Source organism: Halomonas qinghailakensis, from assembly GCF_025820815.1.
GTDB classification, from domain to species: Bacteria; Pseudomonadota; Gammaproteobacteria; order Pseudomonadales; family Halomonadaceae; genus Vreelandella; species Vreelandella qaidamensis.
Genome location: NZ_CP096973.1, coordinates 2418806 through 2438876, shown reverse-complemented (window position 1 = coordinate 2438876; position 20071 = coordinate 2418806). Strand labels below are relative to the sequence as shown.

Sequence of the window (20071 nt, the reverse complement as noted above, 5' to 3'; positions counted from 1 at the left end):
CGTTTATTAAACGTCAAACCTTGCTCTAACGCCCGGCCTAGCCGGGCATTTTTGTTTCTATACTCCTGAAAAACGCTTTTAACGATGGGCTGAAAGCTCCCCATCGACTTGAAGTAAGCTCTTAAACCACGTATTTTATTTGAACGTTCATTCAAAAATAACGCTGTTTTTAATCCTTGTCTTAACAACAGGAGTCCGCCTCCATGGCGAAAGACAACCCCAACCTCCCCTCACGCGACCGACTCAATCCTGTGGTTTTCCACGGGAGTGTGGCGGGCATTCTCATCTTTTTAGTATTGACGATGCTATTTACCGAGCAGGCCGGCACTTTTTTCGATGCCGGTCTTGCTTGGGTAAGCAAAACGTTCGGCTGGTACTACATGCTGGCGATTGTGGCTTATCTAGTCTTTGTCGTGATGATTGGCATGTCGCGCTTTGGCAGCATTCGCCTTGGCCCAGATCACTCACGACCTGAGTTTTCGCTATTATCGTGGTCAGCTATGCTGTTTGCTGCAGGTATCGGTATTGACCTGCTGTTCTTCAGCGTTGCCGAGCCGGTTGCCCACTATTTAGCGCCGCCTGATCTAACGCCTGAAAGCCAAGAAGCTATGCGCCAGGCCGTCGTTCAAACCTATCTGCACTGGGGGCTTTCCGGTTGGGGGCTGTACGTGTTGATGGGTATGGCGCTGGCCTATTTTAGCTATCGTCACCGCTTACCGCTGGCGATCCGCAGTGCGCTTTATCCGCTGCTGGGTAAACGTATTCACGGCCCTATTGGTAATGCAGTTGATATCACGGCCGTCATTTCAACTGTGTTTGGTATCGCTACCAGTCTCGGTATCGGGGTTATTCAGCTTAACTACGGGCTGAATTATATGTTCGATGTGCCTGAGTCCCTAACCGTGCAAGTTATATTAATTGCGATGGTTGTCATCCTGGCGACTATCTCTGTGGTGACAGGCGTGGAAAAAGGCATTCGCCGCTTATCCGAGTTCAATATGCTATTGGCGCTCGGCCTGATGCTATTTGTACTGTTTTCCGGCGACACGCTGGTACTACTTGATAAAGTTGTCAATAACGCTGGTGATTACCTTTCTGGCTTTGTAGGTGCCAGCTTTGATACCTACGCATTTGCCGATGAAGGCGCCCAAGAGTGGAAGATGTGGTGGACGATCTTCTTCTGGGGCTGGTGGATTGCTTGGACGCCGTTTGTCGGTCTTTTCTTAGCGCGTATTTCCCGTGGCCGTACTATCCGCGAATTTGTCGCTGGGGCGTTGTTTATACCACTGGCCTTTATGATGGTGTGGATGTCTATTTTTGGTAATAGCGGCATTGAGCTAGTCGCTAACCAAGGCGTAGCCGAGCTAGGTGAACAGGCGCTCAACACCCCGCAAACTACACTTTATACCCTGCTTGAGTACTACCCTTATGTAGGCATTACAGCAGCAGTAGTGACAGTATTAGGAATTGTGTTCTTTATTACCTCTGCAGACTCTGGTGCGCTGGTACTGGCCAACTTCACGTCTATTTTGAGTGACGTTAACCATGACGCCCCGATACGTCTGCGTATTTTCTGGTCGGCAGTAATTGGCTTGATCACCATTGCCCTGTTAATGGCTGGCGGCTTAAACGCTCTGCAAAGCGCCGTGGTAATTACCGCTCTGCCCTTCTCATTGGTGATTTTCGCGGTGATGGTGGGAATGTATAAAGCCCTGAAACTGGAAGGCAGCAAGGCCGACGCACGCCGTATGATTGCTGGTAGCGCCCCAGGTGGCGACTGGCGTGAACGTTTAGATCGCGCGCTGGACACCTCCAACCGTGCGGGTGCCGCGGCAACCATTCAGCACTCTATTCGCCCAGCAATGACGCAATTTGCCCAGGAGCTTGAGAGCCGTGGTCAAACCGCCAACGTTACCGAAGAGCATCTTGATGGCGAGTCGCTTCCAAATCTGACGCTGCAGGTTGACCTGGGCGACGCCACTAGCTTTGTCTATCAGGTATGCCCGCACCGTATGCGCACACCAAGCTTTATACCTGCGGATGACGACTTCTATGTTCGTTTGGACGTATATTTAGCTGAGGGCGGTCAAGATAAAGATCTGAACGGCTATACCCGTGGGCAAGTGATTGGTGATCTCGTGGCAGAGTACGAGCGCCACCTACACTTCCTTACTCTGGCGGGTCAGCAAATGGGCCACGTACAAGCAATGCCAGGTACCATCGGCGAACCGCCGGGAGATTCCCAGATGCAATGATCCGAATACCTCAATCAAAACCCCGACCATTTGGTCGGGGTTTTTGTTAGCGTGCAATAAACAAGAGCTGTTCACGCTACATCAGCCCACCATATCAAGCACAATACGGCCTTCTATCTTGCCGTCGATCATACGCTGGAAAACGTCGTTGATATTATCTAATGTGTCGGTCGCCACGGTCGCTTTGACTTTGCCTTCGGCAGCAAAATCCAGCGCTTCTTGAAGGTCACTGCGCGTACCCACAATAGAGCCACGAATAGTAATACCGTTAAGCACCGTGCTAAAAATTGGCAGCGGGAAATCCCCCGGTGGTAAACCATTGAGCACCAACGTGCCGCCACGACGCAGCATGTTTTGCGCTTGATCAAATGCCTTCGGCGATACCGCGGTAACCAGTGCCCCATGGGCACCACCAATGGTTTTCTTCAGATACGCCGCTGGGTCGGTTTTCATCGCGTTAACGGTCACCGTGGCGCCTAGCCGTTCGGCGAGGGCTAATTTACCGTCGTCAATATCAACAGCAGCGACGTTGAGCCCCATCGCTTTCGCGTACTGTACCGCCATATGTCCCAGGCCGCCGACGCCTGAAATAACCACCCACTGGCCGGGGCGAGTGTCGGTCATTTTCAAGCCTTTATAAACCGTTACGCCCGCACAAAGCACCGGAGCTATTTCAATGAAATCAACGGCGTCCGGCAGGCGACCCACATAGCCCGCATCCGCCAAGGTATAGTCAGCAAACCCGCCGTTGACTGAATAACCGGTATTTTGCTGAGACTCACACAGGGTTTCCCAGCCACCTAAACAGTGTTCACAGTAGCCACAGGCAGAATAGAGCCAAGGCACGCCGATACGATCGCCCTCTTTCACATGGGAGACGCCTTCACCGACCGCCACGATATGCCCTACCCCCTCATGGCCTGGAATAAAGGGCGGCGATGGTTTCACCGGCCAATCGCCGTGTGCTGCATGTAAATCAGTGTGGCAAACGCCAGAGGCCGCTACTTTCATCAGCACCTCTCCCCGTTTGGGACGAGGCACACTTACTTCTTCTATCGTTAGCGGCTGGCCGAACTCACGTACGACTGCCGCCCGCATTGTGTTATCCATGATGCGACTCCTGATGGTTGTCGATGTGGCAACTTGTGGTTGCTCTTATCGTTACAGTAAGCGTCAGGGGAGTAGCAAAACGCCCGGCAGTGGCCGGGCGGTTTCATTGCAAAGCTGGCTACTAGAAGAAGCCTAGTGGATTAATATCATAGCTGACCAGCAGGTTTTTGGTTTGCTGATAGTGCTCAAGCGCCACTTTATGGGTTTCGCGTCCTACACCTGATTTCTTATAGCCACCAAACGCAGCATGGGCAGGGTACTGGTGGTAGCAGTTAGTCCATACGCGACCTGCTTGAATACCACGCCCCATACGGAAGGCGACGTTGATATCACGGCTCCATACGCCTGCACCCAGACCGAACTCGGTATCGTTGGCAATGGCCAGCGCTTCTTCTTCATCTTTGAAGGTGGTAACAGCGACCACAGGACCAAAGATCTCCTCCTGAAAGACGCGCATCTTGTTGTCGCCTTTTAGCAGGGTTGGCTGGATGTAGTAACCGCCGTTGATGCTGTCATCCAGGCTCTCTTTATCACCGCCAGCCAGGAACTCGGCACCTTCGTCACGGGCGATATCCATGTATGACATGATTTTGTCGAACTGCTCTTGAGACGCCTGAGCACCTACTTGCACATCGGTATCTAGCGGATTGCCACGCTTGATTGTCTTAGTGCGCTCAACCACCTTGGCCATAAACTCGTCGTACATGCTCTCTTGAATCAACGCACGAGAAGGACAGGTACATACTTCGCCTTGGTTGAAGAATGCCAGCACTAAACCTTCGACAGCTTTATCAATAAACGTCGGCTCAGCGTTCATGATGTCGGCAAAATAGATATTGGGCGACTTACCGCCCAGCTCTACTGTCGAGGGAATAATATTTTCTGCGGCACATTTAAGAATATGCGAACCAACCGGCGTTGAGCCGGTAAAAGCAATTTTGGCAATACGCTTGCTGGTGGCAAGCGCTTGGCCAGCTTCTGCGCCAAACCCATTAACGACGTTCAAAACGCCCGGAGGCAGCAGGTCGCCAATGACTTCCATCACTTTTAAAATGGAAGCGGGCGTTTGCTCAGCTGGCTTCAATATGACGCAGTTACCAGCGGCCAGTGCAGGGCCAAGTTTCCAAGCCGCCATTAAAATCGGGAAGTTCCAAGGAATAATCTGACCAACAACGCCCAGCGGCTCATGGAAGTGATAAGCCACTGTGTTGGCATCGATATCCGCAGCCGTACCCTCTTGTGAACGCAGGCAGCCAGCAAAGTAACGGAAATGGTCAACGGCAAGCGGGATATCTGCATTCAGAGTTTCACGAACCGCTTTGCCGTTATCCCAGGTTTCTGCGACAGCAAGCATTTCAAGGTTTTGCTCGAGACGATCGGCAATCTTAAGTAGGATGTTACTGCGCTCTTGAACAGAGGTTTTACCCCAGGCAGGTGCTGCTTTATGAGCTGCATCCAGCGCTTTCTCAATGTCTTCAGCGCTAGAGCGGGGAATTTCACAGAATACTTGGCCGTTAACAGGACTGATATTATCAAAGTATTGACCGTTGACCGGGGGAACAAACTCACCGCCAATATAGTTGCCAAAGCGTTTTTCAAAGGACACAACGGAACCAGCATCACCTGGGTTGGCGTAGATCATGGTAAAGCTCCTGAGTATTATGATTATTAAATAAGGTGCCTATCCAGTGTTGTCTACACGCGCCAATTACGATATAGCCCGATGGCAGGACTCACCCTCATCCCTTGGTAGGAGACGCCATGTACTCGTTGTTAGTGGCAGATGACCATCCACTGTTTCGCGATGCACTGCACGCGGTGATTAGCGCCGGATTAACAAGTGCCCAACTGTTGGAGTCAGACAGCTTAGCGGCAGCTATTTACACGATAGATAACCACGATGAGCTTGACCTGCTGTTACTTGATTTAAGCTTGCCCGATGCCGATGGGCTAGAAGGGCTGACAATACTTCGCGAAAGGTTTCCATGGCTTCCTGTCGCTATTGTCTCGGCGCATCAGGAGCGGCAACTGGTGTTAGATGCGATCACTCAAGGTGCCGTGGGCTATATTCCAAAATCAACCCCTCGAGAGCAGCTGTTAGCAGCACTCAACCAAATCCTGCAGGGGCAACTCTATCTGCCTGCGGATATTATGCGCCAGCCACCCCCTCGCATGGAGTCATCAGCGCTGGCATCTTCTTCATCGGAGCCGCCTCGTGAACGCCTTATACGCTTAACCGACAAACAGTTAGATGTATTGAGCTGCATGACTCAAGGAATGTCGAATAAGCAGATTGCTCGCGAGCTGCTAATTGCTGAAACCACGGTAAAAACCCATGTCTCAGCGGTTTTGCGCAAACTAGGCGCAACCAGTCGAGTGCACGCTATCGTGATTGCTGGTGAAGAAGAACTCGGGGCTTATCTTGCCAAACGCACTTCCACCAACTAGCCATCAACGTCTTGTTAAATGTGGCTCTCTAAGAGCGTTCCTAACAGCATCTTTAAGCGCAGTGGCTTAAGCGGTTTTAACAAACAGTGCATACCTGCTTCACGGGTGGCCCGCTTCAAAGCAGCTTCATGATTGGCAGTGATGACCACGGTGGCTAACCCTGGGTAGCGACGACGCAACCGTGCTGCCAGATCGATTCCATTTTCACGATGATCGCCCAGATGGTAGTCCACCAACAGTACGGCCGGATGCTCACCGTCACTCGCCGCTTCTAATGCACTCACTGTCGCCGCTGCCCTCACCCGACACCCCCAACTGCCCAGCAGCGCCTGCATCCCTTCTATAATAGCGGGATCATCATCAATCACCCATATGACACAGCCTTGCAAGGGATCCTGCTGCCAAGCTTCAGACATCGGCAGCGCTTTTTGAGCATACACAGCGGAGGATGAGCCTGCGCTTGAGGCTGCATGAGTTACTGACACAGAAAAAGGAACCAGCACAGAAAATAGAGAGCCATGCCCAAGCTGCGAGATAAGAGAAACAGGGTGCTCTAACATCGTGCTAATTCGGTCTACGATCGCTAGCCCTAGCCCAAGCCCACGGCTGTGATTGCTAGGAGATTGGTTGGCGCGGCGGAACTCCAGAAAAATCGCCTGGCGCTGTGGCTCCGGTATACCCGGCCCAGTATCGCCTACCATAATTTCAAGACCATTGGCGCGTCGTCGACAGCCCAGCAGTATGTGGCCCTGCTCAGTGTAGCGCACAGCATTGCTGAGAAAATTGCGCACGACACGCGCCAGCAGCGCTAGATCAGACTCGACCACCACGCTCGACGGTACGTAGTGAAGCGTCAGTCCACGAACGGTGGCCACCTGCCGGTACTCTTCTGCTAAGGCATCTAGCAGTGTACTTACGGCAAAAGGTGCTTTGTCTGCGTGAAGCACACCTGCATCTAAACGGGAAATATCTACCAGGGTGCCTAAAAGCCCTTCGACATCTTTTAACGAACGCCCTATGTGTCCCACCAAGGCTTGGGAGTCATCCGGCAACGCATGGGTTTCTAATGCACTGGCAAATAATCGCGCAGCGTTTAACGGCTGTAGCAGATCATGGCTAACCGCTGCCAAAAACTTGGTTTTAGAGAGATTAGCTGCCTCAGCTTCGGCATTAGCTGCCAGCAGCCGCGCATTCACTTGGCTGAGTTCGTCTAAAGTGCGGTGGAGTGCGTCGGTGCGTTCACGCACTTGCTCTGCCAGCAACACCGAACGCTCAAACGCTGCATAGGGGGCGCTGTTGGGGCTGGCGCCCGACTCCACACGCTCCATTAACGCTTGGCATACCTTACGCAAACGGCGGTTTTCCTCGCGTAGTGCGGCGTTATCCGCCGCTATTTCGCTATTCGCCGCTAGTTGGAAGAGCGCCAAAAGCCACCCCCGTAAACGTTTGATTCACATGCATGCCATGGTGCTGTTCACCGTAGGTATTAAACCCAACCACCCGTGCCTGCCGAAGCAGTGCGGATGCCTGATCTAGCTGTTGCAGGGACTCAAGCGCCATACGCCGTAAGAAGCAGTCACAGCCTATAATCGCAGGAGTTGCCCCTAGGCGCTGCTGCATACGCTTTAACATTGCGTCTAAATCGGAGAGTAGCGGCGCAGGCTGCATCGCCGTTAGCACAATGCCCGTTTCTACCGCACAGTAGAAGGTGAGACTGGCGTCTTCATTCACGCGTTGTATTGAACGGATATAATGTTGTCCGCCAATACAAACCGCTAGCGGGTGCTGAGCAAAAATGGATGGCGATAGTGCATCAACAGAACACTCTACTAGCGCTGCGTACACTTCCGCAGCAGGCAAACCGTTCAGCTCTAACACTCGCCGCTGATCTCGGTCAGCTTCTGTTACCACCAACTTATGGGCAAGCGGTTCAAGATGGTGGGTAGAAAACACCTCAAACGGTAGTCGCGTGTTAAGCATTACCACCACGGCGGCGCGGGTATGAAACTGCCCATTCGCATAAACATGGGTATGGGTAAGATGGTTATCATCACCGGCTGAGCCGCCAAAGCTGGGAATACGGCCAAGAGCAGCATCTAAGGTTGCTAATACCTGTTCTTCACGACTGGACAAACCATCTAACAACGTCAGTGCAAAGCTATGCTCATTCACTGGCGCGACCGCCTGCAGACGACATCGCTCCAGCAAGGTATCGATGAGGGGTTGTGCCCGGCTAAGGTCAAAGTGATCAAGGTCATCGATTAACGCAGTTTCAATCGCAAATAAGCGACTATCAAAACCTATCGCAACCACTGATCCTCGATCGTAGCCTTGCGGTGTAATTTCGCCAGCTGTTGTGCAGCCACTCATCGGCACTTTATCAAACACACCATCAAGGGCAGCGGCTAGTTCCTCTAACGGATACTCAGCACTACAAAAAAACAGTACAAACCCCAAGTGCTCATGAACTAGCTGTTGACCAAGTTCGTGGGCGGCTTGGGAGGGGTTTAGCTGGTTACTTGCGGCGGTCTCAATACCGCTATTCTTCGGTGCTGTCATCACGGCGCCATTTCTCCAACGCTGCATGGGTTCGCGAAGCGGTTTGTCTCAGTAGGCTCAGGCTTTCAGTCAAATCCTGCGATGAAGCAGTAGTGTTACTAACGAGTATTTCTAGCCGTTTTGCCTCGGCGGCCAAGCGTTCCGCCCCTACGCCAAGCGATTCACCGCGCAACTGGTGGGCTAAGCGCGCCACTTTCTTGGCTTGCTCTGTTGTTAGCAAGGCGGCACTTCCCAGGTAGGCAGCCAGCTGCGCAGAGTAATCACTTACTTGCTGGTGATATAGCATGATGAGTTGATCGATCCTTTCAGTCCCCAACGACACAGTCAACGTATCGAGTGTTTCACGGTTAAGTAAGGGCTGTGATTCATGCTGATCCTGATATGAAGGCAAGGCTGGCAATGCGTAGGGACGCGAAACCGTAAAGAGCTGCAGTGATAGCACATTGCTAAGGGCGAGTAAGGACAACGGTTTAGTAATGTAGTCGCTCATTCCTGCTGCCAAACAGCGCTGGCGAACATCGTCTATGCCACCAGCGGTCATGGCCACAATGGGTACGTTAGCCAACCACCCGCCTTGAGAGCGAAGACGCTTAGTCACAGTGATACCATCGATATCCGGCAGTTGGATATCCATAAAGATGAGGTGCACTTGCTGAGCCTGCACCATTTCCAGGGCATCTTGACCATTTTCAGCACAGACTACATCGCACCCGAGGCGCGCCAGTAGCCCAGTCGCGACTTTACGATTGACCGCATTATCTTCTACCAACAGTAAGGAAGTACCCGCAAAATCCAGCATCGGTTCGGACGGCAACGGCGCAGATACGGGGCTAGCTTCTACAAGGGGCAGCTCACACCAAAATGTGCTGCCCTGCCCTGGTATACTTCGTACTCCTAAGCGCCCCTGCATGGCTTCGCTCAAACGTTTACAAATCGCTAGCCCTAGCCCAGTCCCGCCGAATCGGCGAGCCACTGACTCGTCCGCTTGCTGGAAAGGTTCAAATAGTGATGCTTGCTGCTCCTCACTCAAGCCGCAACCAGTGTCACAAATCTCAAATGACAGGTAATTGACGGTGGAATAAATATGTATATTGACCTCTCCGTGGTCAGTAAATTTAATGGCGTTAGCAATGAGGTTAAGCAAAATCTGACGCAGCCGGCTAGCATCAATCATTACCCAGGCAGGCACCAAAGGATCAATAACTAACGTTAACTGCAGGCCTTTTGCTTTAGCACGAGGCGCAAAGAGTGAGATGACACTATCGACGAGTGGTTTAAGGGCGGTCGGCGAAGTTTCAAGTGTTAGGTGCCCCGCTTCGATCTTTGAAAAATCTAGAATTTCATTGATCATCGCCAGCAGCTGATTGGCGCTGTCATGAATCGTACGGGCATAGTCTTCCACTTGCGCAAGACTAGCTGGTTCACGCAACAATTCACTCATACCAATAACGCCATTGAGCGGCGTGCGAATTTCATGGCTAACCATCGCTAAAAAGTCAGATTTAGCATGATTCGCAGCTTGTGCCTGCGTGGCAGTGACTTCAAGTTGGCGGCTCAGTTGCTCTTGCTCACGCCGAGCAGCAGCGCTTTCTCTCATTTCACGCACAAGAAACACAATGACTAGCAGTACAGCGAAACTCATCCCCACCAGTAGCGACATTAGAAGCTTATATAACACACTTAATAAAGCGCGCTCTTGCGTCGCAGACTCGGCTAAAAAACCATTAATCGCGATCACAAACCGCTCTGTTAACCGAGTGAGTGCCAGTAGTTCCGTCTCTAGTTCAGCAACCGGCAGTTGAGGAAGTGACGCGTGGGGTTCAAACATTGGATCTAGCGTTTCTAGCTGCTGCTGTATTTGTGCTAATAGCGAGTTCGCCATGCTAATGTTTTCTAATAACAGGCTTACTTCGCCCTCTTGTAACAACGTCATACGACTATAAAGCAGCTCGAAACGCAGGTTGAGCTCATCTTGATCGGCAGGTGAAAGGGGCCCCCGGGTAGAGGCAAGCAGGTGATTGAATAGTTGAACGGCGTCTCGGTCAAGTTTATAGACGACCCAGGCTGTATCCTCTCTCAAACTTTGCGTCAAATTATCTTGACGCCAAGCCGCTAAGGCAGCCACTACCAAGGCTGCCGCGAATAGCAGGACGGTAATCATGGCAACCACTTTAAAGCGCCGTGGATAACGCAACAGCCGGGGGGCCCGTGCTATAGATCGGCTAACGGACATTTATCTGCATAACTTGCCAAACCGCTCTAAAACGCATTTTTTCACTCAGTAGTGCTTTATCTTGACTGAAGGGATAGAGCACCCAAAGAGGCCCATACTCACGGATTGGGATACTTTTACCTTCACGCTCTACTGCCAAAATCACGTCATACTCATAAAAATCACTGACCGGGATTTGTGCTTCGTACCCATTTAAGGCGGAGACATGAACACTGTTTTCGGTGTTATCTCCAGAAAGACCAACGTGCTCTAATAGCGTGCGCATTAGCGGCCCACTGTAAGCACTGCTGCCTTCTGTCCAGGGTGTGCCTGTTTCAAAAGAGTGTTGTGGCAAGGCTTGTAACATAGCGCGGTCAAAACGCGCCTCCTGTGCCGTATTAAACTGCTCAATGTTTCCCTTAATTGTCAGAATAACAGGCCCTTCTGGCGCAGTTAGCATCCCTGCCCCCTCTTCCACTTGACCCGCTTGGGCAGCGCTGAATGCCAGCATAATCCACGCAAATAAAAACGCTTTCAAAACCTTTACCTCACAACACAAGGGCCAGCATTATGGCCTACCTCTGGGTAACCTTCTGGACAGGCAGGGCTCGTAATAAAAAAGAGATAGCGTACAGATTACGCTATCTCTTTTACCGGGTCAGGTTAACTACTATTTTACTTAACGACTAGCGTTTGAAACTCAATGTTTTTATACCGATTACCAGTGGTCATATCAGGTATTAAGTCAGATCTTGAGTCAGGTCTTGAGATTTTCGACTGTCTCAATACGAACTAAATCTTCATAGGCATGCCAGCTTGCATGGCCTAGTACAGGTAGTATTAGTGCCAAGCCAATGTAAAAGGTCATCACACCAACCAGTACGCATCCAGTCAGAATAGCAGCCCACAACAGCATAGGACGGAAGTTTTTGGCAATACAACGTACGCTAGCTTCGATTCCTTCCATAAACGTAAGGTCTTGATCCATTAATGTTGGGATAGCCACTGAACTAATCGCAAACGCGCCGAAAGCGAGAATACCGCCTGCTACTGACCCTACAGCAATCATACCTAAGCCTTCAGGCGTAGTAAGCAAAGAGGTGTAAAGGGTTGCAGGGTTAGGTACCTCAAACCCAAAGAATAGCGCGAACAGCAGCGTTGCAAGACGAATCCAGGCGAGAAAGAAAATCATCATCATCACGCCCATCATTGCTAGCTGACCTGCGTGAGGACGCCAACTACCGAACGCATCTCCAAGATTAGGAACCCTTCCTCGCTCAAGAGCGAGACTAATACCATAAGAACCTACCGCTACCAGCGGCCCCACAAACATAAATCCCGCGATCATGGGTAACAACCAGTACCAATAGCCGAGTGTTATTGCGCCCGCGGTAATGGCGATGCTTAAACCCACCCAAAACATGCCGTAGGTCAAACTGATAGCCGTTGCACGACGAAAATCTTCAAACCCCGCGGCAAGCCATGCCCGCGGCCGATCCATTCCCACCTTATTAATCGTAATTTTCACGTTAGCCGTATCTGCTCGGTCGTGCGTTTTTGTTGTAGCTGCATTCATGGCATGACTCCTTAGATTGACCCCCACTACAGAGGTGACTTTTCAAACTCAATTCAGAAGAGAAGCACAACGTACCTATCACCCTGAAAAAGTAGCCACATGCATGAGTTCGTTAACCCTGAGTTAATGGCTTAACGTCTATTTAATGTAGCTGAGCATTGGCAGGCTAGGGCCACCTAACGACATCGCGTACAAAAAATCCTGCTTTCATGCTCTTACCGCCAATTTATTCGATGCGTTAGCCAACGTTGATATACCCCACAAGCAAAAACTCCAGGCCAAATGGCCTGGAGTTCGCTTATCAACCAATCTTTACTGAAGAATCAGCGCACAATCATTACTGATACTTTGGCATGATGAACCACATGTTCCGCGTTGGGACCTAGCACGTAGTCGACAAATTTTCGCTTGGTGTGTGATGCCATCACGATCAGGTCGATATCTAGCTTTTTACCCACCTTAATGATGGCTTCCCAGGGAGATCCGTCGACAATCACACTCTGAGTCTTAATTCCCTCAGGCACATGTTCCTGAATAAACTTATGCTGCGCTTCTTTCAACGCGGCATGGGCTTTTTCAGAAAAGTTCTTTGGAAAGTACGCGCCGACCATGGGCATCGTAAACTCCGGAAGCACTGTAACCACGTGGAGTGAAGCTCCGAAGGTTTGGCATAGTGTAATGGCCGTGGGCAGCGCCTTTTTCCAAGACGCCTCCTCGTTCAAATCAACCGGTAGTAGCACTTTATGATACATAGCAACCTCCATTAGACAGTAGCGGCCGTCTCATTTTCTATCTCTTGACGACGCCGACGACGCTGCATAAGTACTACTAAGCCGAAGACCCCAAGTGCAGGTAGCCACATCCATTCTTTGGTCCAGCGATCTACCGGTGCGAGAACCTCAAGAATTTCCTGATCAAAATCGAAGCCTAGATCAGCCGCTTGGCTACCAAACTCAACAAAGTCGACTAGCGTCTGATCGCCATCAACATAGAGCTCTAAACCAAGATTGGCCAATCGCTCTTCGCCATTTTCGCCACGCGGTACAGGCACCAGAATATAGGTAGTCATTGGCGAGCCGAAATCATCTTCACCAGCGATCTGAACACGTAAATTACTACCGTCATCCACACGATCTAGGGCTTCTGTAAACTGCGCAGGCGGCACCGATTCGTAGGGGTCATGGATTTTATCCATCCAAAAACCAGGGCGGAACAGCGTGAAGGCAATCAATAACAACAGTAACGACTCATACCACCGATTACGAGTGACCATATAACCTTGGGTGCCTGCTGCAAAAATCAGCATTGCTGCCGTGGCTACAATAAACACCACTATCCCCTGCATCACCGTGACATCGATTAATAACAAATCCGTGTTAAAAATGAACAGGAACGGCAGTGCTGCTGTGCGCAAGCTGTAATAAAACGCCTGGAAACCAGTGCGCAACGGATCCCCACCGGACACCGCAGCCGCCGCAAACGATGCCAACCCCACAGGTGGTGTCACGTCAGCCATAATGCCGAAGTAAAAGACAAACAGATGCACAGCAATAAGGGGGACAATCAGGCCATTTTGCTGGCCCAGCAGCACAATGACAGGAGCCATCAGTGCTGAAACAACAATGTAGTTAGCGGTAGTTGGTAGTCCCATCCCAAGAATCAAACTCAGTAGCGCCGTCAGCAGCAGAATCATCATCAGGTTACCCCCTGAGAGAATTTCCACTACGTCGGCCAATACAAGTCCTACGCCTGTTTGCGATACTGCACCTACTACAATTCCTGCTGTCGCCGTGGCAATACCGATACCGATCATATTGCGCGCGCCGGTTACCAACCCATCCCATAAATCTTTGAAGCCTTCTTTAATATCAGCCGCCATTTGGCTACGACCACGGAAGATGGCAATAACAGGCCGCTGGGTCACCATGATAAAAATCATAAACACGGTCGCCCAGAAAGCCGAAAGACCTGGTGAAAGGCGCTCTACCATCAAACACCACACCAACACGACGACCGGAAGAATATAGTGTAACCCCACCATAACGGTTGGCCGTGTTTGCGGCAGCTCCACAAACTCAGAATTGGGATCATCCATCTCAAGCTCGGGATAATGAGAGCTTATTTTCAGCAGCCCAATATAAATAACAGCTAAGCCTATAGAAACAACCCACGGCGTTGCATCACCCAAAACGGGCTTTAACCAGCCAAGGCCATAGTAAACAGCAATCGAAAGTCCCATCAATAACAGTAGACCGGTCAAAAAACCAATCACTTTATTTAATAACGGGCGAGCAGGGTTACTTGAGGGTAGCCCTTTCATATTGGCTTTAAGCGCTTCAAGGTGAACAATATAAATCAGCGCAATATAAGAGATAAGAGCCGGTAAGAAGGCATGCTTAATGACTTCTACATAAGAAATACCAACATATTCCACCATAAGAAACGCTGCGGCGCCCATGACAGGTGGCATAATTTGGCCATTCACCGAAGAAGACACCTCAACGGCACCCGCCTTTTCTGCACTAAAGCCGACTCGCTTCATCATCGGAATCGTAAATGTGCCTGTTGTTACCGTGTTGGCAATCGACGACCCCGAGATCAAACCGGTCATACCGGAAGCAACAACCGCTGCCTTTGCAGGGCCGCCTTTAAAGTGGCCAAGCATTGAAAATGCCACTTTGATGAAGTAGTTACCTGCTCCCGCTTTATCTAGTAACGCGCCGAACAGTACAAAGAGGAAAACAAAACTCGTTGATACACCAAGGGCAATACCAAATACCCCTTGCGTTCCCAGCCACTGGTGGTTGATTAAACCACCCAGGCTGACACCACGGTGCGCCAAGATGCCTGGCATGTACGGCCCAAACAGCGAATAAATAATAAAAATAGCCGCCACGATCATCAACGGTGGCCCCAGGGCACGCCGCGTGGCTTCCAGCAGCATCAAAATGCCAATAATACCAACAACGATATCCTGGGTGATGGGTAGCCCTGGCCGCTGAGCCAAGTCCGAGTAAAAAATAAACAGATAGGCGCCACAGAATGTTGCGACTGCCGCTAATACCCAGTCAGCAAGAGGAATTCGGTCCCGAGGCGAACGCTTAAACGCTGGGTACGCCATAAACGCTAAAAACAGCGCAAACGCCAAATGAATTGAGCGTGCTTCTGTGGCACTAAATACGCCAAACCCCACCATGTAAGGAACTGGCGACGCAATCCACAGCTGAAAGAGCGACCAGATGGCTGCAATACTGACGAGCAGCTTACCGGGTACGCCAAGGGGCTTTCTGGCCCCAGTGTCGCTCGATGCGACCATATCCTCCAGGTCACTATCAGCAACTGCCGAAGGTTTTTTGTCATCACGCATACGCTTGCCCTGCCTAATGGTCAGCGCTGACAATCAGCGCTTTCAACAAGAAACGCGGACACCCAGGATGCCCGCGCTTTGCAAATCAAAACTGACACTATTTACCTTGTGCTAATAGCGCCCTTTATAGCCTTACTCGATCCAGCCACGCTCACGGTAGTAACGTGCTGCGCCGTCATGCAGTGGTGCGGTCAGGCCGTCTGAAATCATGTCTTCTTCATTGAGGTTTTCAAACGCGGGGTGCAGACGCTTGAAGCGGTCAAAGTTTTCAAAAACCGCTTTGACGGTTTCATAAATAACATCTTCATCAACGGCAGTAGAAGATACAAACGTTGCCGCTACACCAAAGGTTTCCACATCTTCATCGTTACCACGGTACAGACCGCCCGGAATAACAGAGCGAGTGTAGTAAGGATACTCTTCAATCAGGCCGTCAATCTCGTCACCCGTCACCGATACTATGCGTGCATCGATAGTCGTGGTTGCTTCCTGAATAGACCCATTAGGATGCCCAACGACATACACCATGGCATCAATGTTGTTGTCAGACAGCGCGGCAGCCTGTTCAGCAGCATCTAACTGAGAAGCCAGTGCGAAAGTGTCTTCGTCCCAACCAAACGCATCCATGACAACATCCATGGTATTACGCTGACCAGAACCAGGGTTACCGATATTGACGCGCTTGCCAGGGAAATCGCTGATGTTCTCAATGCCGGAATTGGCACGGGCAACAACGGTCAGCGGTTCGCCATGCATAGTAAAGACAGCGCGCATATCTTCCCAAGCACCATCTTCTTCAAAGTTAGCTTCGCCGTTATACGCGCGGTATTGAACATCAGACTGGACAACGCCCATATCCAGTTCACCGCTCTTCATACCGTTTACGTTTGCAACTGAGCCACCGGTAGACGGTGCGTTACAGCGAATGTTGTGCTCATCACTACCGCGGTTCACCATGCGGCAGACCGACTGGCCTACCACGTAGTAAACGCCCGTTTGACCACCGGTGCCAATCGTGATGTAACGATCTTGCGCTACTGCCGGAGAGGCAAAGCTTGCCGCGGCAATCAACGCGCCGGAAAAGGCCGCCGTAGAAAATACATGGCGTTTCATAAACATACCTCTTTATCTTGATGTTGTGAGCGTTATGCGCTTTGAGTTCACCTGCTGAACGATTCCCTCAGGTGTTTTCTTCCAAAACGTTTTCAAGACAATCTGTTATCTCGCCGACAAGTTATGTCGACTGTTACTACTTTAGCGAAAAAAAACCTACTTGGCGAAATACGCAGCATGTCATTGCTGGTATATCCCCGACACATCCGAGTGCTTGTCATTAAGTTTCACTGTTTCGCAGACAAACTTTCTACTTAAAACAACGCACACAAAATGTTACATTGACGATTAAAACAACTCAGCCAATGCAATTAGATTACCTACCCATAACGTTTAGTTACCGTTAATTACCATGCCGTATTCGCATGGGGTATAGCGAATCAGGCAACGGCGACGTTCTAAAAGATAGAATTACTTACGCGTATATCAGATGTTATAACCAAGCACTGTCGGTAACCACAGGGCAATGCTCGGAAAAATAGCCACTAAAGCTAGTGCACACCCCATCGCTACAACAAACAGTAATGCCCAGCAGAGCGTCTCTTCCAAACGAATTTTGGCAACCTCTGTGGTGACCATCAAATTGACTGCCACCGGCGGGGTAAATTGCCCAATAGCAATATTCATAGCTAGCAGAATGCCGAACCAAACTGGGTTCCACTCAAAGTGTTGCATGACGGGAATCAGCACCGGCATCATGATGAGATAGATAGAGATAGCGTCAAGCAGCATGCCGGCGACCAATACCGCTAGCATGACAAGTACCAAAAGCAAAATACCATTGTCCGTTAAGCCAATAATCCACTCTGCCAAATGGCGGAAAGTACCCAGCATTGTGCCGGCCCAGGCAAAAATACCCGCTAGGGCGATAATCAACATCACCACACCAGAAATAATTGCCGCCTCTCCCAACAACTCCCACAGGTCACGTAACGAAAGCTCCTTTGTTAGCAACAGCCCCACAAGGGTGCCATAGGCAACCGCGACTACGGCAGCTTCGGTCGGGGTAAATAGACCTGAACGCAGGCCTCCTAAAATGAGCACGGGAGCAAACAAGGCGGGCAACGCCTGCCTAAACGTTGTACGAACGGTTAAGGTTTCAGAGCCAGCTATCGGCGTCCCCTCCCAGCCATAACGTTTAGCGACAATCATCGCAGGCACCAGCAGCGCTAGCCCTGCCAAAATGCCGGGAAAAAGTCCTGCAGCAAACAAAGCGCGCAGATCGACACCAGGCACTACAATCGAGTAAAGAATCAACGCCACGGAAGGAGGAATTAAGATAGCAGTGGATGCAGAGGCTGCGATGAGAGTTGCGGAAAATGGCTTTGGATAACCCGCTTTTGTCATGCTTGGCAGCATTACCATGGCCACTGCCGCCGCATCCGCTGGGCCGGATCCGCTCATACCTCCCATTATCATACATACCAACACCGCGACCAGTGCCAGGCCGCCATGGCGAGGCCCTATCAGCGCTTGGGCAAAACGTACCAAACGTAGCGCTACCCCCGAACGCTCAAAAATCAGACCGGTCAATATAAATAGCGGTATCGCGATTAAGGGGTACTTGGCAATGCTGTTGTAGGTATTGGTACCCAACGTTGCCAGCATATCGGGCGAAAGCCCAGCCACAATACCCACCGAACCAGCCAACGCAAGTGAAAAAGCGACTGGCACACCTGCTATTAAAAACCCAGCGAAGGCAAGAATCATCCACACATCAGGCGTCATTATTCAGCCCTCCCTTTAATCGGTCATGGGTTTGCTGAACGAGACGCCATAGCATGGCAGCTGACAATATCGGCAGCCATACTAGGTACCACCACTGGGGCAACCCTAATCCAGGCGATAACGATTCCCACTGATACTCTTGCCAGGCCAATTTCCCGCCGTACCAAGTCACCAACCCCAATACAGTCAGCCCACACAACGCCTGAAATAAAATCAATGCACTACGCCAACGCGCAGGCAGGGCACGCTCTAAAAATCCGATACGGATATGACGGTTTCGTCTAATCGCCACCGATGCCCCCGCAAACGTAAGCACCACTAGTAAAAAAACAGAAAACTCTTCAGTAAACGAAAAGGAGCCGCCTGTTAAATAACGCGTAACCACATTTCCCAAGCTAATCAACGAAATAATAATAAGAGATAGCGCGCCCAGCCAGCGTTCAGGGCGTGCATCGGGAAAGCCTTTCATGGCAGCCTCACAACGAAAAGCTACCGGCCTTGAAGGCCGGTAGTTAAAGTAGTTAAAACTCTATGGGCGTCATTAACGCGCGTCGATCGCCGACTGAGCCGCGTTAACCACGTCTTCTCCAATACGTGGCGTCCATTTTTCATATACAGATTGTGTAGCGTCAACAAAAGCTTGGTACTGCTCATCGGTCAATTCAGTAACGGTCACGCCGCGTTCTTGAATGGCCGCTAGGCGCTCGCTTTCTTCCTCGCGCGTCATAGCAATTTCCCATTCACCCGCTTCAATTGCCGTTTCACGCAACAGCGCTTGCTGTTCTTCGTTCAGCGATTGCCATACCTGCTGGTTTACCGCAAAAATCAGCGGATCATTCATATAATTCCAGAGCGTTAAATGTACTTGCCCTACCTGATCGATACGCGCAACATCAAATACTGAAAGCGGATTTTCTTGTCCATCAACTGCGCCAGTCGTTAACGCCGGCTGAGCATCTGTCCAGCTCATCTGCGTTGGGTCGGCACCAAGGGCAGAGAAGGTATCCTGGAACAGCGGTGAACCTACAACGCGAATTTTCAGGCCATCTAAATCCGCTGGCTGGCTGATCGCCCCACGAGAGTTCGAGACCTGGCGGAAGCCATTTTCGCCCCAGGCCAATGGCATCACACCGCGCGACTCAATCGCTTCAAAGACCAATTCACCCGCTTCCCCACCGGTAACCGCATCGACAGCCGCCTCATCGGGAATAAAAAATGGCAACGAGAATAAGTTAAGTTCAGGCACCTGGGGTGACCAGTTGATGGTCGAGCCTACCGCGGCATCAATAAGCCCAGAACGCATAGCGGAAAACTCCCGGGTTTGATCTCCCGATACTAACTGGGAGTTTGGGTAAACTCGCAGCGTTAGTTCACCGCCACTGCGTTCTTCTACTAGCTCCGCCCACTTTTCCGCCGCCTGCCCCCATGGGAAAGCGTCAGACAAAACAGTGGAAACCGAGAGCTCACGTGCTTGCGCAGAAAAAGCAGCAGATAGCAGGGCAACACCAGCCAAGCCTACCGTTAAACGAGCTATAGAGCGTGTCAGCGTCATTATTGTCGATCCTTTTTTTATCAGTTAGTAGTCAGCGAGCGCGTTTATTTACCCACCGTACTCCGCTATGTTGCTAAACAAGCTGTCATACGGGCAACGCTACATTGTAGGCACTCATGAACTTAAGGGAAGCCAATCATTAGCCTCAATA

Annotated in this window: 15 protein-coding genes; 2 read left to right on the top strand and 13 right to left on the bottom strand. The window is 50.8% G+C overall.

Annotated elements, in window-relative coordinates; translation table 11 throughout:
- Positions 1-203 precede the first annotated feature (203 nt).
- Positions 204-2255 (top strand): choline BCCT transporter BetT, encoded by a 2052-nt coding sequence (gene betT, locus M0220_RS11340; RefSeq protein WP_030073944.1) that lies wholly within the window; start codon positions 204-206, stop codon positions 2253-2255.
- Between the two features lie 81 nt (positions 2256-2336).
- Here the strand turns inward: betT and adhP are convergent, their stop codons facing one another.
- Entirely contained in the window at positions 2337-3365 is a 1029-nt protein-coding gene (adhP, locus tag M0220_RS11335; RefSeq protein WP_264017672.1) for an alcohol dehydrogenase AdhP, read from the bottom strand.
- A 121-nt stretch (positions 3366-3486) separates the two neighbouring features.
- Positions 3487-5007 carry an acetaldehyde dehydrogenase ExaC gene (gene exaC / locus M0220_RS11330; RefSeq protein WP_030073945.1) on the bottom strand — a complete coding sequence of 507 codons (1521 nt, stop codon included), beginning with the start codon at positions 5005-5007 and terminating at the stop codon, positions 3487-3489.
- A gap of 119 nt (positions 5008-5126) precedes the next feature.
- On the opposite strand from exaC, the gene M0220_RS11325 reads away from it, so the two are divergent.
- A complete protein-coding gene (locus tag M0220_RS11325) occupies positions 5127-5813 on the top strand; it encodes a response regulator transcription factor (protein WP_030073946.1) in 687 nt (228 codons plus the stop codon).
- 14 nt (positions 5814-5827) lie between these two features.
- On the opposite strand, the gene M0220_RS11320 is transcribed toward M0220_RS11325, so the two are convergent.
- The 11 genes from M0220_RS11320 to M0220_RS11270 all read right to left on the bottom strand — a co-directional run bounded on the left by M0220_RS11320 (position 5828) and on the right by M0220_RS11270 (position 19920).
- A complete protein-coding gene (locus tag M0220_RS11320; protein WP_030073948.1) occupies positions 5828-7240 on the bottom strand; it encodes a hybrid sensor histidine kinase/response regulator in 1413 nt (470 codons plus the stop codon).
- Positions 7212-8372, bottom strand: a complete 1161-nt coding sequence (gene nosP, locus M0220_RS11315; protein ID WP_030073950.1) for a nitric oxide-sensing protein NosP — start codon at positions 8370-8372, stop codon at positions 7212-7214. Before nosP ends, M0220_RS11320 begins: the two co-directional genes overlap by 29 nt.
- Positions 8353-10605 carry an ATP-binding protein gene (locus M0220_RS11310; RefSeq protein ID WP_264017671.1) on the bottom strand — a complete coding sequence of 751 codons (2253 nt, stop codon included), beginning with the start codon at positions 10603-10605 and terminating at the stop codon, positions 8353-8355. Before M0220_RS11310 ends, nosP begins: the two co-directional genes overlap by 20 nt.
- The gene (locus M0220_RS11305; RefSeq protein ID WP_264019226.1) at positions 10595-11095 is read right to left on the bottom strand and encodes a molybdopterin-dependent oxidoreductase; all 501 of its coding nucleotides are present in this window, start codon (positions 11093-11095) and stop codon (positions 10595-10597) included. The genes M0220_RS11310 and M0220_RS11305 overlap by 11 nt, the downstream gene beginning before the upstream one ends.
- Positions 11096-11341: 246 nt before the next feature.
- Positions 11342-12160 carry a DUF2189 domain-containing protein gene (locus M0220_RS11300; protein ID WP_030073956.1) on the bottom strand — a complete coding sequence of 273 codons (819 nt, stop codon included), beginning with the start codon at positions 12158-12160 and terminating at the stop codon, positions 11342-11344.
- A gap of 323 nt (positions 12161-12483) precedes the next feature.
- On the bottom strand, positions 12484-12912 hold the full coding sequence (locus tag M0220_RS11295) for a universal stress protein (RefSeq protein WP_030073958.1): 429 nt from the start codon (positions 12910-12912) through the stop codon (positions 12484-12486).
- 11 nt (positions 12913-12923) lie between these two features.
- Complete coding sequence (locus tag M0220_RS11290) at positions 12924-15527, bottom strand: TRAP transporter permease (RefSeq protein WP_030073959.1); 2604 nt, start codon at positions 15525-15527, stop codon at positions 12924-12926.
- A 132-nt stretch (positions 15528-15659) separates the two neighbouring features.
- Complete coding sequence (locus M0220_RS11285) at positions 15660-16640, bottom strand: TAXI family TRAP transporter solute-binding subunit (protein ID WP_030073961.1); 981 nt, start codon at positions 16638-16640, stop codon at positions 15660-15662.
- A 426-nt stretch (positions 16641-17066) separates the two neighbouring features.
- Complete coding sequence (locus M0220_RS11280) at positions 17067-18368, bottom strand: TRAP transporter large permease (protein ID WP_030073964.1); 1302 nt, start codon at positions 18366-18368, stop codon at positions 17067-17069.
- A complete protein-coding gene (locus M0220_RS11275) occupies positions 18358-18837 on the bottom strand; it encodes a TRAP transporter small permease (RefSeq protein ID WP_030073965.1) in 480 nt (159 codons plus the stop codon). Before M0220_RS11275 ends, M0220_RS11280 begins: the two co-directional genes overlap by 11 nt.
- A gap of 72 nt (positions 18838-18909) precedes the next feature.
- Complete coding sequence (locus tag M0220_RS11270; protein WP_264017670.1) at positions 18910-19920, bottom strand: DctP family TRAP transporter solute-binding subunit; 1011 nt, start codon at positions 19918-19920, stop codon at positions 18910-18912.
- Positions 19921-20071 lie beyond the last annotated feature (151 nt).

Excerpts from the sequence above, each read along its gene's own strand:
- M0220_RS11275 (WP_030073965.1), bottom strand. The coding sequence starts at position 18,837 with ATGAAAGGCTTTCCCGATGCACGCCCTGAACGCTGGCTGGGCGCGCTA.
- M0220_RS11305 (WP_264019226.1), bottom strand. The coding sequence starts at position 11,095 with ATGCTGGCATTCAGCGCTGCCCAAGCGGGTCAAGTGGAAGAGGGGGCA.
- M0220_RS11280 (WP_030073964.1), bottom strand. The coding sequence starts at position 18,368 with ATGACGCCTGATGTGTGGATGATTCTTGCCTTCGCTGGGTTTTTAATA.
- M0220_RS11270 (WP_264017670.1), bottom strand. The coding sequence starts at position 19,920 with ATGACGCTGACACGCTCTATAGCTCGTTTAACGGTAGGCTTGGCTGGT.
- M0220_RS11290 (WP_030073959.1), bottom strand. The coding sequence starts at position 15,527 with ATGCGTGATGACAAAAAACCTTCGGCAGTTGCTGATAGTGACCTGGAG.
- M0220_RS11285 (WP_030073961.1), bottom strand. The coding sequence starts at position 16,640 with ATGAAACGCCATGTATTTTCTACGGCGGCCTTTTCCGGCGCGTTGATT.
- M0220_RS11295 (WP_030073958.1), bottom strand. The coding sequence starts at position 12,912 with ATGTATCATAAAGTGCTACTACCGGTTGATTTGAACGAGGAGGCGTCT.
- nosP (WP_030073950.1), bottom strand. The coding sequence starts at position 8,372 with ATGACAGCACCGAAGAATAGCGGTATTGAGACCGCCGCAAGTAACCAG.
- M0220_RS11310 (WP_264017671.1), bottom strand. The coding sequence starts at position 10,605 with ATGTCCGTTAGCCGATCTATAGCACGGGCCCCCCGGCTGTTGCGTTAT.
- M0220_RS11300 (WP_030073956.1), bottom strand. The coding sequence starts at position 12,160 with ATGAATGCAGCTACAACAAAAACGCACGACCGAGCAGATACGGCTAAC.
- betT (WP_030073944.1), top strand. The coding sequence starts at position 204 with ATGGCGAAAGACAACCCCAACCTCCCCTCACGCGACCGACTCAATCCT.
- M0220_RS11325 (WP_030073946.1), top strand. The coding sequence starts at position 5,127 with ATGTACTCGTTGTTAGTGGCAGATGACCATCCACTGTTTCGCGATGCA.
- exaC (WP_030073945.1), bottom strand. The coding sequence starts at position 5,007 with ATGATCTACGCCAACCCAGGTGATGCTGGTTCCGTTGTGTCCTTTGAA.
- adhP (WP_264017672.1), bottom strand. The coding sequence starts at position 3,365 with ATGGATAACACAATGCGGGCGGCAGTCGTACGTGAGTTCGGCCAGCCG.